Raw genomic sequence first — 12,755 nt, forward strand, 5'->3', positions numbered from 1 at the left:
GGCAGAAGAGATCAAATTTGGTACCGGGATCACGCCGCACCGGTTCTCAGCCAGCAAAAAGCCCACCCCGGCAAACCGAAGGTGAGCTCTTTCTGAGAGAACTAATCAGGTAAGCTAATCGCGCTCGATGGCGAGGGCAACGCCCTGCCCGCCCCCGATGCACAGCGTTGCCAGCCCCTTTTTCGCATCCCGTTTGACCATTTCATGCACCAGCGAGACGAGGATGCGGCAGCCGGACGCGCCGATGGGGTGGCCAAGCGCGATGGCTCCGCCGTTGACGTTAACCTTGCGCTCGTCCCACTCCAGCATCTTCCCTACCGAAAGCGCCTGCGCGGCAAACGCTTCGTTCGCTTCGATTAAATCCAGCTCTTCCAGCGCCCAGCCCGCTCTTTCCAGGCAGCGACGCGTGGCCGTGACGGGGGCGATCCCCATCAGCGCAGGGTCGACGCCGACGCTGGCAAAGGCCCGGATGCGCGCCAGAACGGGCAGCCCCAGCTCTTCGGCTTTTGCGGCGCTCATCATTAAGACGGCCGCTGCGCCATCGTTAATAGAAGAGGCGTTGCCTGCCGTGACGCTGCCGGCAATCTCAAACGCAGGGCTCAGCCGGGCCAGGGCTTCCGCGCTGGCGTCCGTGCGGGGCTGCTCATCGGTGTCCACCAGCACGGTCGCTCCCGAGCGCAGCTCGACGGGCACCGGTACGATTTCGTCTTTAAAGCGGCCCGCATCAATAGCGGCGCGAGCCTTCTGCTGCGAGGCCAGCGCGAACGCATCCTGCCGTTCACGGCTGATATCGTATTCGCGGGCGAGGTTTTCTGCGGTGACGCCCATGTGGTAATCGTTAAACGCATCCCACAGCCCGTCGTGAACCAGGCTGTCGATAAGCTGGCTGTTGCCCAGCCCCGCGCCGGTACGGCTGTTAGCAAGAACGTGCGGAGCGCGGCTCATATTTTCCTGTCCGCCCGCTATCACCACGTCCGCTTCCCCGCACTGGATCGCCTGGGTAGCAAGATGCAGCGCTTTCAGGCCGGAGCCGCAGACGTCGTTGATGGTAATCGCCGACACGGACCACGGCAGGCCGCTGTTGAGGGCAGTTTGTCGGGCAGGGTTTTGTCCCGCGCCAGCGGTTAGTACCTGCCCCAGAATAACCTCGTCAACCTCCTGCTCGCTTACGCCGCTGCGCTCAAGCAATGCCTTTACCACAGCGCTTCCCAGCTCCGCGGCGCTACGCGGAGAAAGCGCTCCCTGGAAGCAGCCAATGGGGGTGCGCGCCGCCCCAACAATCACCACATCTTTCATTGTCCGCTCCGCAAAACGCTAATAGGGTTTTAAGAGCGCATATCATGGGGCAACATTAATAAATTGTTAATGCCGGTTTTTGGGAATGGATAGATGTAAAGCCGGGTGTAAGATTCAAATAGTCAGCATATTCAATTCATTAAATTGTTTACCTGCCGTTTCGCTGGAGAATATTTCTTCACAACCAGTGAAGGGCATCACAAATAAATAACAAGGAAAGCCGGATGAACCAGTACGTTCAGGAAACGATCGACGCCCATATCGCCATTGAAAACTGGCTGGGTGCGGGTAAAGGGGATTTAAAAGCGCTGCTTAACCGCTTCTCTCCAGCATTTTCTATGGTGACGCCGGGTGGGGCAAAGCTGGACTATTCCACGCTTTGCGCCTTCTTTGAAGGGCAGCAAGGGGCCAGGCCCGGGCTAAAAATCGAGCTGGAAGAGATAAAAGTCGTGGCGGAGTGGCCTGCCGGGGCGGTGGTGAGCTACAGCGAACGGCACAGCCTGCCGGGAGCTGAGCCTACGCTGCGCCATTCAACGGTAGTCTTTACCCCAGGGCTGAGCTGGCTCCGGCTGCACGAGACGGCGGCTTAACCTGGTTCGATCCCCTCCTCGCGAAGGGATAGTTTTTATCTGCGGCGGGTTTTCTTGTCCTGATACATCGCCTCGTCGGCGGCGCGCAGCGCCATATCCGGGCTAACGTCGCCGGGGTTTACCGCCACCGCGCCGATACTCGGGCCGCCGTATTTGATCGTTAATGAATGCAGCTTATAGTCGCCGGTCAGCAGGGAGGCCAGCCGCGTTTTAAAAGCTCTGGCCGCATCCTGAGCGTCGGCGTAATCTGTCGGCCCGGCTCCGGCAACGATAAATTCATCACCGCCAACCCTCCCCAGAATTTCATCGTAGCGCACGCCTGCTTTTAGCCGCTCGCCAACCGCGCACAGGAACTCATCCCCCGCGTCGTGACCGTAAACGTCATTGATTTGCTTAAAATCATCCAGGTCGGCAAAGGCTACCAGCACGTAGCGGGCGTCGAGTTTCGCTCGGGTAAAGAGCTGCGGAAGCTGGTCAAACACCGCGCGGCGGTTTGGCAGGCCCGTCAGATCGTCGGTATAGCTGGAAGTGGTCAGCGCGGCGTTGGCCTGCTGCAGCTTTTTCATCAGCTGCTCATTCTGGATCTGCTGGGCGATAAGCTGGGCGAACAGCTGGAGCACCTGTTCGCTGCGCTCGGACAGCTCGCGCTGCTCGGAACTGGCGGCACAAAGCGTACCGTACAGCGAGCCATCGGCCAGCCTGACGGGCGTGCTGACATAGGTGGTTATTCCCAGCGCCTTCGCCGCCTCGGAATCGCCCCAGATACCCGCCACGTCGCAGGTATATCGCCGCCCTTCATCCAGCGCACGCTTGCACAGCGTGTCGCCCCAGGGTACGGACAGCCCCTCCGGGATCTGCATGTGCCTGCTGTTACGGGAAAAAAGGATATGCTGCTGGCTGCCGTCCGGCTCCACGCGGGTCAGGTAGGTGGACTCCATGTTGGTCACCAGCTCAAGCATTTCGAGCAGCTGGCGGACAAGCCCCTCAAGCGTGTATTCAGATTCTAACGCGCTTGAAATGCGCTCGATAAGATTGTCAGACATTAAACGGGAACACCTTCATCCGGTAGCACAGGCAGGCAACAAGCCTCAGAGCTACGCTTTTAACATATATTTAGCCTGAATTCTGCCCCCCAGCTATGGCGTTAATCTGGAAGATGGGTGTTTATGTAGGCAAGGCTGACAACACATGAAAAAGGAGTGGTGACTTCGACTATTCACCACAGAGAAGGAAAAGCATGACCTTCTTCTATTCCGGCAACGAAAAATTCACTATTTTTTTGTTTCCTTCCAGAGCGCAAGTACCAGTGACGGGAGATAACACATCATATAGGTCAGTAGAAACGAAACATAATATAAACACACGTAAAAAAACAATAAGCTGACGTTATTCCCAGACATCAATCTGGCAGGATTCCCTGCAGTTGTTAATTCAAAATCCTGAAGAAGAAAAAAATACAGGTATAAACAATATATTACCGGACTGAATATGCATGCTTTGATAAGTACACTACGCTCTATAATTACTTTTGGCTTTCGCTTATAGAGAATAAAGAAGGTAACGACCGCAAATAGAAGAGCACTCTTGCTATATATATCCATGACTTTAGTCAGCAGAGGACTGTAGGCAGAGGTAACAGAAGGGATATCTTTAGTAATTTCATAGATATAATACAGCAGGTAGCTATCTGGATCGTTAAGATAAAAGATAAAAATGAATATCAAGGGAGTCATCCCTACGAGCATCATGGAGAATAAAATCTTTCTAGTATATCTGCTTACCTGAGTATTATTGATCATAAAAAATCCTTTTTCTTTATGCAGATGTTGGCCGATACTGCTTTTCTAGTGATAAACGCTTAAGTATATAATTTAATTATGAGATTGTCTTTACGCCGTTTTAGTACCCTAACATCTGATAAGTATGTTCAATCAGTATTCATAAGTGTTGCTCTTCACCGTATCAACCAAAGACATATAATCGAAATAACCTGCCACCACAGGATAATATCAGTAGAGGCTTGATAGCCCTTCAGGCACCCGTTTCCTGAAGCAGATCACACTTTTTGAATCTGCAAATAGCCCTGTTAAAACTACGTGTTATCATTCACCGCGTAAATACTTTTCAACTCTATCCGAGGCTTTGATGCTGGAGAATGTAATCATCCGATAATCAGTTTCACGACCTTTTCAGGCCGGACTGATTATCAATGCGCCGAAATCGAATGTGGACACCGCTGTGTGTTTGCACGTTTTGCACATGATGATTAAACAGGTTTTCCAGTATGAATTTATCCCGTCAGGAACAACGTACCTTACACGTTCTCGCCAAAGGTGGACGTATTGCGCACGTCCGCGATACCTCCGGCCGCGTCACCGCCGTTGAATGCTACACCCGCGAAGGGCTGTTGCTGGCTGACTGCACGCTCGCCGTCTTCAAAAAACTCAAAACCAAAAAGCTGATCAAGTCCGTCAACGGTCAGCCCTACCGCATTAATACCACCGGGCTGAACAACGTTCGCGCCCAGTTTGACAATCAGTAAGGAGTACTGAAATGGATATCCCACGTATTTTTACCATCAGCGAAAGCGAACACCGCATTCATAATCCGTTCACACCGGAAAAGTACGCCACGCTTGGTCGCGTACTGCGTATGAAACCGGATACCCGCATCCTTGACCTCGGTAGCGGCTCGGGCGAGATGCTCTGCACCTGGGCCCGCGACCATGGAATCACGGGTACAGGCATTGACATGAGCCCGCTCTTTACTATGCAGGCAAAGCTGCGTGCAGAGGAACTCGGCGTCTGCGAACGCGTGCATTTTATGCATAACGACGCAGCAGGCTACGTCGCCGACGAAAAATGTGACGTGGCGGCCTGTATCGGGGCTACGTGGATTGCAGGTGGTTTTGCCGGGACGATAGAGCTGCTTGCAAAGAGCCTGAAGCCTGGAGGAATTGTGCTTATTGGTGAACCCTACTGGCGCCAGGTGCCCGCGACGGAAGAGATTGCACAGGCCTGCGGCGTCTCGTCTATTGCCGATTTCCTCACCCTTCCCGATCTTGTCGCCTCTTTTGACAAACTCGGTTATGACGTCGTGGAAATGGTACTGGCGGAGCAGGAAGGCTGGGACAGGTACGAAGCGGCTAAGTGGCTCACCATGCGCCGCTGGCTGGAGGAAAACCCTGACGATGACTTTGCGCAGGTGGTGCGGGCGGAGCTGACGATAGCGCCTGAACGCCATGTCACTTACACGCGGGAATATTTTGGCTGGGGAGTATTTGCACTAATGTCCCGCTGAAGGGGCAGATAAGTAAAAAGGCCGATCTGACGATCGGCCTTTTTGCTGGTTAGCTACCGCAAGACTAAGCGCTGGCCACCGGCTTTTGCTCCGTCTTAACCTGCGCGTTTTCCAGCATGCGACGCACCGGCACAATCAGAACTAACAGCACCGCCGCGCAGATCAGCAGCGCAACGGAACAGCGGGCGAAGAGATCCGGCAGCATGTCCAGCTGGTCGGCCTTAACGTGCCCGCCAATCAGGCCCGCCGCCAGGTTACCCAGCGCGCTGGCGCAGAACCACAGCCCCATCATCTGGCCGCGCATTCTTTCCGGGGCCAGCAGCGTCATGGTGGCAAGCCCAATCGGACTCAGGCAGAGTTCGCCGAGCGTCAGCATCAGGATGCTGCCCACCAGCCAGAACGGCGATACGCCTGCCCCGCCGCTGTTCAGCACGTTCTGCGCGGCCAGCATCATGATCCCAAAGCCCGCGGCGGCGCACAAAATGCCGATCACGAACTTGGTGATGCTGCTCAGACGCACGTTTTTCCGCGCCATTGCCGGCCATGCCCAGCTGAACACCGGCGCCAGCAGGATAATAAACAGGGCGTTGATTGACTGGAACCACACGGCAGGAATTTCAAAGTCGCCAATCATGCGGTTGGTGTAGTCGTTGGCAAACAGGTTAAAGGAGGTTGGCTTCTGTTCAAACGCGGACCAGAAGAAAGCGGCTGAGACCAGCAGGATAAAACACACCAGCAGCCTGGCGCGCTCTTTGCGGTTCAGCCCGGCAAACACAAACAGATAGATAAAGTAGAGGGCCACCGAGGCGGCAATCACATAGACCAGCACGCTGGCAACCGCCACGGGGTTAACCACGATCACGCCCTGCGCAATAAGCGTCACGATAACCGCCACGCCAACCGCCAGCGCCAGCAGCCAGGCACCGACCCCGTTCTTCTTCGCCACCGGGCTGTTCCAGGTTGAATCCAGGCCGACCTCAGCGTCGTAGCGTTTCATCGCCGGGACGGCAAAGAGGCGGAAGATGACCAGCGCCACCAGCATCCCAATGCCGCCGATGCCAAAGCCCCAGTGCCAGCCGTGGGTCTTTATCAGCCAGCCGGAAATCAGCGGCGCGATAAACGAGCCCATGTTAATGCCCATATAAAACAGCGAGAAGCCACCGTCGCGGCGCGCGTCGCCTTTTTTGTACAGCGTCCCTACCATCACAGAGATACAGGTTTTGAAGAGGCCGGATCCGAGGACGATAAACATCAGGCCGATGAAGAACAGGCTGTCGCCCAGCATGGCGGACAGCGCTATCGACAGATGGCCGAGGGCGATCAGTATCGAACCGTACCACACCGCGCGCTGCTGGCCGAGCCAGTTATCCGCCAGCCAGCCGCCGGGGAGCGCTGCCAGATACATGCTGCCAGCGAAGATCCCGACGATAGCGGAGGCGTTTTCACGCGCCAGCCCCATGCCGCCGTCGTAAACGGTCGCCGCCATAAACAGGATCAGCAGCGGTCGAATGCCGTAGAAAGAGAAACGCTCCCACATTTCGGTAAAGAACAGCGAGCCCAGAGGATAAGGATGACCGAAGAAAGTTCGGCCTTCGTTTTTATTAACAGAGGAATGCATAAAATCTCCAGCGAGGTATGTCGTCGTGTCTGTAAGCAATGAATTATCCGGCGGCTGGGGGAAGATGCCGCTCTCTAACATTCGCTCACGTATTATTTAACCATTTGATAACTGAACGATGGTTTTGTCTAGTGCCAACCCGACCACTTTAAGTTGAAAAGTCGACAATCGTCTCTTTTTATAGATTTTCTGTCGGCTGCGCGGGGATAGACTTTGACATTATGCAGGAGGATCGCATCATGTCCCAAAAGAACCTGCGTCGGCGGTGGCAGGCTCCCGTAAAACCGCCAAAGTTAAGCGGTACAGTAAAGCTGAAGCTCACCCAGATTTCTAAGTGATTGCTCGATCTCAGCTAACCATTTTTTTTTCAGGACAAGAGTAAACCCGGCTTTCGGTACCGATCCGGTTTAGTTTATCGCTACCTTCAGGGAAGCCCACAAAAACTTTGATGGAGCTAATCGTTTGAAAATAGTCGAAATACTGCAATACACCTTGCGCGAGGGCACCGGAACCTCTTTTCACGCCATCATGCAGAAAATCAGTGTTCCCCTACACCAACGACACGGGATCGATGTTGTTTCGTTTGGTAACTCTTTGCATGATCCAGACTGCTACTACCTGATTCGTGCATTTGATAGCCCTGAAAGCATGGTTATGCTTCTTGATGCATTTTATGCAAGTGTTGACTGGCGCAACGGCCCACGTGAAGACATTATTAGCAGCATCGAAACTAGCATAAAAACAGTGATTAGCCTGTCGCCTGAAAGCGTGGACGGATTGCGGGGAAATTAATGGCTTAATGCCGATCGAGTACAGGTTGCGCAGCTTCGAGGCGAACTTGGGGGCTAAAATTACGTCAGTTACGTCCGGTCATAATATCACCTGATTTTGACTATGAGGCGTAGATATCGCCTCTATTCAGGTAGCCAAATTCAGTGTGCACTTCTATTTAAGAAGACCATTACTCAGTAGGCAATTTCAGAAATTAATGAATACCATTCATAGTCCCTATCCTTCCCTCTGTGATTATCAACAAGCACAAACCCGTTAACATACTCCCATCTCTTCATGTCCAACGGATCCCCATGCTTAATCAACAGGCACGTAGGCAGCCGGTTACAGCTAACAAAACCGGTCTCTCGTTTTTACTCATTCTCAGCGCCCTGATGGCTGTTACCTCTTTATCAACCGACATCTATCTTCCTGCTATGCCGGTCATGGCGAAAGATTTACAGGGTGATGCTGAGCTGACGATCACAGGGTTCCTTATTGGCTTTTGCATTGCACAACTGATTTGGGGACCGATTAGCGATCGTTATGGACGTCGTCTGCCGCTGTTTATCGGTTTAGGCCTATTCATCATCGGCTCGGTGGGCTGCGCATTATCAACAGATATCGTGCAAATTATCTTCTGGCGTGTTTTTCAGGCGTTAGGTGCATGTACCGGGCCGATGTTGGCACGAGCAATGATCCGTGACCTGTTTAACCGCACTCGTGCAGCACAAATGCTTTCGACACTGATGATAATCATGGCCATCGCGCCGATTGCCGGGCCCCTGATCGGCGGGCAAATGATTAAAGTCACCTCGTGGCACGCCATTTTCTGGCTGCTGGCGATTATAGGAACATTAATGCTGATGTCTTTATTCTGGTTACCGGAGACATTACCTCCTGAAAAACGCTCGCAAGCCTCCGTAACCAGAGCCTTTCACAACTACTATGCCTTGCTCACCAACGCCAGATACATGCGGTTTACTTTGTGCCTGACGTTCTACTACGTTGCAGCCTACGCATTTATCACCGGCTCTCCGTTCGTGTACATCACGTACTTCGGTGTTGACCCGCAGCATTACGGTTGGCTGTTTGCAGTAAACATTGTTGGACTGATGGCGGTGAGCATTATCAACAGACGTCTGGTTCACCGCTATCCACTGGAAGCGTTGCTCAGGAATGCCGTATTCATCGCCGCTATTGCGGCAATAGTGCTGGCGGTCACCACCGGCCTGGGTGTCGGTGGAATTACCGTGATTGTCGGCGCTGTGTTCGTATTCTTCTCAATGAATGGCATCATCGCGGCGACATCCACGGCTTGCGCACTAGACGCAGTGCCTAATGTGGCTGGTTCCGCGTCAGCGCTGATGGGGGCATTACAATACGGAAGTGGCATTATCTCTTCACTGCTTCTTGCCCTGTTCAGTGACGGCACACCATGGACGATGGGCTGGATAATTGCGGTGTTTACGGCAGCCAGCGCCCTGATGGCATTGACTGTTCAGGTAAAAAACAACTATCCCCTGTCCGAATGATTTTATGAATTTCATTCATAGTGGCTATTAACCAGGCGTAATTATCTTTCATCCCGACTCCGTTAATCTGAACGATAAATTCTGGATAAGTCGATACCCGCCGGGGTATCGACAGATGCGGATTAAATATTCTGATCGAAGAAGACGTCTAATTTTTGCAAAGCCTGGTCGACGTATTTTGGCACCCAATACGTCTCGATATGGGTAGCGCCATCGATCAGGAAGAGTTCTTTGTCCTTCGTACCGGTGGCTTTCGCGAACGCATCTTCAGTCATATAGAGCGTATCCGCTTTTGTACCGGCAATCATCAGCAGCGGTTTATTGATGAGATTGATATGGTCCGTTACGTCAAAGCTCATCAAATCCAGAAGACTGCTGGTGGTGTATTTAAACGTGGAGTTCGGGTGGGCATGGGTTTTCCAGTAGTACTCGTAGCCCTGGCGATACAAGGCAAAGGGTAATTTAGCAATCTGTTCATCAGTCAGGTTGGCATCGCCGGAGTAAAGCACTTCTCCTCCGGCGGCTTCCTGAGCTCGTGCATCAGAAGCCTGCTGAAGACGCTGCTGGATAGTATCCAGCTGTGAATCCTGCATACCGTTGCGGCGCACAAGGCCTGAATTAAACATGCTGATGGTTGCTATCGATTTAAACCGCTTGTCAGTTTCAGCCGCAACAAGTGAATAACCGCCGCCACCGCAAATACCCAGCAGACCAAGGCGGGCGGTATCTACACCGGGATACTGGCTGATGTAGTCAGCCATGCCGTGGATATCCTCAATGCGATTAGCAGGTTTATCCACGCTGCGAGGCATCCCACCGCTGGCGCCCTGATAAGCCGCGTCGGCGGTAATCGTGATGTAGCCCTGCTCGGCGAGACGCTGGGCATACAACCCGGCAACCTGTTCTTTTACGCCGCCATTAGGATGCGCGACCACCACGGCAGGGTATTTTTTGGCCGGATCGTAGTTAGCAGGGGTATAGACATTCGCAGCAATCTGGATGCCATGCAGATCGTATTTCACCGGATGAATGTTGACCTTGCCTTTGACGTTCTCGGTGATGGCACCGTCATAGACGAGAGTGAATGGATTTTTTTTGTAATCAGCCGCATTGACTGAGCTCATCCCGGCCATTGCCGTAAGTAGCATTGCACTGATAAGCGTGAATTTCATGGTCTCTCCCGATGAGTGTCGGCCTGGTTATACAGGCTCGCAGAATCAAATTTGCAGGCTCAGATTAGGCAGAGAGGGCTGTCAGCATCGTGACAGGGAAATAACATTTTTGTCAGGAAACAGGCTGGGATAAGTAGGTGTTTCTGACAGCGCTGTCAGGTAGCCGTCAGCTTTATGTTGGCAAACACAACGCAGAATGGTCTCGCTTAAATGGTAAGCGTCTGCCGGATGCCGTGCAGATTTATTCCGATGTTGAAGCACCGTTGAAAAGTTAAGAGGAAGTCCCGTTATGCGCCTGTTGTTAGTCGAAGATGAAGAAAAAACGTCAACCTATCTCTCCCGTGCGCTGGGTGAGTCCGGGTTTACGGTAGATGTCTCTGCGGATGGCGCTGAAGGTCTTCATTACGCGCTGGAGTTCGACTACGACGCGATAATACTGGATGTAATGCTGCCGGGGATGGATGGTTACCGGGTACTTGAGGGTGTGCGAGCAGCCAAACAGACGCCGGTGCTGATGCTCTCGGCTCGGGGTTCGGTCGATGAACGCGTTAAAGGGCTTCGCCTTGGCGCGGATGATTATCTGCCCAAGCCCTTCTCGCTGATTGAGCTGGTGGCGCGTATTCAGGCACTGGTGCGCCGCCGCGCTACGGATGGCGCAGACATCACCCAGCTGCAAATTCACGATCTGCATCTCGACCTGCTGGCTCGTCGCGTATTTCGCGCCGGAACACGGCTGGAGCTGACCGCGAAAGAGTTTTCCCTGTTGAGCCTTTTGGCCCGGCATCAGGGAGAGATTCTGTCAAAAATGATGATTGCGGAGCAGATATGGGACATGAATTTCGACAGCGATGCCAACGTGGTTGAAGTGGCCATTAAACGACTTCGGGCCAAAGTGGATGCGCCGTTCGATATCAAGCTGTTACATACCGTTCGTGGCATGGGGTATGTCCTCGAAGTCCGGTCCGAATAAATGAAGGGGATAAGCATGCTTAAGCGTTCCATCTCCGTTCACCTGGCGCTGATGTTTGCCTTATCCGCGCTACTGATTGTTTCCGTTATCGGCATCCTGCTCAGAAGCTCCTTGCATGACTCTTTGCAAAAGCAGATGCACAACGAACTGCTGTTCCGCGAATCATTAATGAGTCCGTGGATCACCGCACGAACCTCTGCTGACGGCTGGTCACTGCTTGCCAATAAATTTACCGTATTAACTAATTCTGAAGGTGAACGCGTTCGCTACTGGATAGTGAGCGATAACCCACGCTTTAGCATGGGGGGAACACCACCGGTGGGTGTTCAGTGGTCTTCTTTACAGGAAGGCTTTAATAAAGTGCCCGGCGCATCAGAAGGTGCCTGCTCGCTGTTTCTGTTGGTGAAAACTATCCCCGCCAACGGTGAAAGGCCTGAGCTTCGCTATGTGGTTGCCATCGACTCCACGCCGTACATGGGCACACTCGATGCGTTCACGCGTACATTGCTGATCATTACCGCACTGGGCGTCGTGATTGTCGCCTTACTGGGATATGTCGTTTCAAGGATCGGTCTTCGTCCCGTTGGGGCGCTCAGTAAACAGGCCCGGCAACTCGCTCCCGGGGACCATGGTCAGCGCCTGAATACCGAAGCATTACCTGACGAATTACAGCAGTTAGCATCATCTTTTAATGGCGTGCTGGAACGGCAAGAGGTCGCCTGGCGACAGCTCGAAAGCTTTAATGCCGATGTTGCGCATGAACTCCGGACTCCACTGACTAATCTGATCGGCCAGACGCAGCTGGGGCTCTCACGCCGACGTTCGCAAGATGAACTGGAAGAGTTATTGGGTTCCAATCTGGAAGAGCTTGAACGTATGACATCTATCGTTAACGACATGCTGTTCCTGTCTCATGCGCACGCGGGTGAACATGCGTCCCAGCTTACGCAGGTGTCCCTGAGAGAAGAAACCCTGAAAACAGCGGAGTATGTTGAACCCTCTTTTGCTGAAAAACAGCTCTCTCTGGATGTTCAGGGCGACGTCACCGCGCACATCGACCGACGACTGTTCCACCGTTCACTGGCCAATTTACTGGAAAACAGCGCAAGACACTCCCCCTCCAACAGTACGGTTACGGTGCGGTTAGGCGAAACCGGTCATCAATCCTGTGTTGAAGTTTCAAACCCTGGCGATCCGATATCACCAGAGCACTTACACCGGCTTTTCGAGCGGTTCTATCGCGTTGATACCTCCCGAGCCAGGAGTGATACCCATCATGGGCTGGGCCTGTCGATCGTACGCGCCGTCGCCATTATGCACCGGGGAGATGTATTTGCCCGTAGTGAAGATGGCATCAATACATTTGGCCTCACCTTTGCGGTACAAGCGGATAAAGCGGCGGGCAATGCTCAATCCGGCGCTGAGCCGGGACCAGGATTAACTGACAGAATTGTCAGGGGGGCGTCAGCCTGACGTCATTACCCCCTCGATAAAATCATCGCA

12 protein-coding genes are annotated in these 12,755 nt (G+C 53.2%); 7 read left to right on the forward strand and 5 right to left on the reverse strand.

Features of this window, described 5'->3' with window-relative positions; all coding sequences use genetic code 11:
• Window positions 1-114: 114 nt before the first annotated feature.
• Window positions 115-1,296 carry an acetyl-CoA C-acetyltransferase gene (locus AAE045_RS00960; protein WP_455546089.1) on the reverse strand — a complete coding sequence of 394 codons (1,182 nt, stop codon included), beginning with the start codon at window positions 1,294-1,296 and terminating at the stop codon, window positions 115-117.
• A 224-nt stretch (window positions 1,297-1,520) separates the two neighbouring features.
• On the opposite strand from AAE045_RS00960, the gene AAE045_RS00965 reads away from it, so the two are divergent.
• The gene (locus AAE045_RS00965; RefSeq protein ID WP_455546090.1) at window positions 1,521-1,886 is read left to right on the forward strand and encodes a DUF4440 domain-containing protein; all 366 of its coding nucleotides are present in this window, start codon (window positions 1,521-1,523) and stop codon (window positions 1,884-1,886) included.
• 35 nt (window positions 1,887-1,921) lie between these two features.
• Here the strand turns inward: AAE045_RS00965 and AAE045_RS00970 are convergent, their stop codons facing one another.
• Both AAE045_RS00970 and cui read right to left on the reverse strand, forming a co-directional pair.
• Window positions 1,922-2,929, reverse strand: a complete 1,008-nt coding sequence (locus AAE045_RS00970; RefSeq protein ID WP_455546091.1) for a diguanylate cyclase domain-containing protein — start codon at window positions 2,927-2,929, stop codon at window positions 1,922-1,924.
• 228 nt (window positions 2,930-3,157) lie between these two features.
• Window positions 3,158-3,685 carry a colicin immunity protein Cui gene (gene cui, locus AAE045_RS00975; RefSeq protein ID WP_455546092.1) on the reverse strand — a complete coding sequence of 176 codons (528 nt, stop codon included), beginning with the start codon at window positions 3,683-3,685 and terminating at the stop codon, window positions 3,158-3,160.
• A 485-nt stretch (window positions 3,686-4,170) separates the two neighbouring features.
• On the opposite strand from cui, the gene AAE045_RS00980 reads away from it, so the two are divergent.
• Together AAE045_RS00980 and AAE045_RS00985 are read left to right on the forward strand one after the other, a co-directional pair.
• Entirely contained in the window at window positions 4,171-4,428 is a 258-nt protein-coding gene (locus AAE045_RS00980; RefSeq protein WP_455546093.1) for a YjhX family toxin, read from the forward strand.
• A gap of 11 nt (window positions 4,429-4,439) precedes the next feature.
• The gene (locus AAE045_RS00985; protein ID WP_455546094.1) at window positions 4,440-5,186 is read left to right on the forward strand and encodes an SAM-dependent methyltransferase; all 747 of its coding nucleotides are present in this window, start codon (window positions 4,440-4,442) and stop codon (window positions 5,184-5,186) included.
• 64 nt (window positions 5,187-5,250) lie between these two features.
• Here the strand turns inward: AAE045_RS00985 and AAE045_RS00990 are convergent, their stop codons facing one another.
• Window positions 5,251-6,804, reverse strand: a complete 1,554-nt coding sequence (locus AAE045_RS00990) for a peptide MFS transporter (RefSeq protein WP_455546095.1) — start codon at window positions 6,802-6,804, stop codon at window positions 5,251-5,253.
• Window positions 6,805-7,266: 462 nt separating this feature from the next.
• On the opposite strand from AAE045_RS00990, the gene AAE045_RS00995 reads away from it, so the two are divergent.
• Complete coding sequence (locus AAE045_RS00995) at window positions 7,267-7,596, forward strand: NIPSNAP family protein (protein ID WP_455546096.1); 330 nt, start codon at window positions 7,267-7,269, stop codon at window positions 7,594-7,596.
• Window positions 7,597-7,889: 293 nt separating this feature from the next.
• Window positions 7,890-9,110 carry a multidrug effflux MFS transporter gene (locus AAE045_RS01000; protein WP_455546097.1) on the forward strand — a complete coding sequence of 407 codons (1,221 nt, stop codon included), beginning with the start codon at window positions 7,890-7,892 and terminating at the stop codon, window positions 9,108-9,110.
• 122 nt (window positions 9,111-9,232) lie between these two features.
• Here AAE045_RS01000 and AAE045_RS01005 read toward each other — a convergent pair whose 3' ends face one another.
• Window positions 9,233-10,258 carry an alpha/beta hydrolase gene (locus tag AAE045_RS01005; protein WP_455546569.1) on the reverse strand — a complete coding sequence of 342 codons (1,026 nt, stop codon included), beginning with the start codon at window positions 10,256-10,258 and terminating at the stop codon, window positions 9,233-9,235.
• Between the two features lie 313 nt (window positions 10,259-10,571).
• Here AAE045_RS01005 and AAE045_RS01010 point away from each other — a divergent pair, with 313 nt between their 5' ends.
• Together AAE045_RS01010 and AAE045_RS01015 are read left to right on the forward strand one after the other, a co-directional pair.
• Window positions 10,572-11,252: a heavy metal response regulator transcription factor gene (locus tag AAE045_RS01010; protein ID WP_021571249.1), complete on the forward strand. Its 681-nt coding sequence runs from the start codon at window positions 10,572-10,574 to the stop codon at window positions 11,250-11,252.
• A 15-nt stretch (window positions 11,253-11,267) separates the two neighbouring features.
• Window positions 11,268-12,725, forward strand: a complete 1,458-nt coding sequence (locus AAE045_RS01015) for a heavy metal sensor histidine kinase (RefSeq protein WP_455546098.1) — start codon at window positions 11,268-11,270, stop codon at window positions 12,723-12,725.
• Window positions 12,726-12,755: the final 30 nt, after the last annotated feature.

Origin of the sequence: Dryocola clanedunensis (assembly GCF_038405435.1) — a bacterium.
Classification (GTDB): domain Bacteria; phylum Pseudomonadota; class Gammaproteobacteria; order Enterobacterales; family Enterobacteriaceae; genus Dryocola; species Dryocola clanedunensis_A.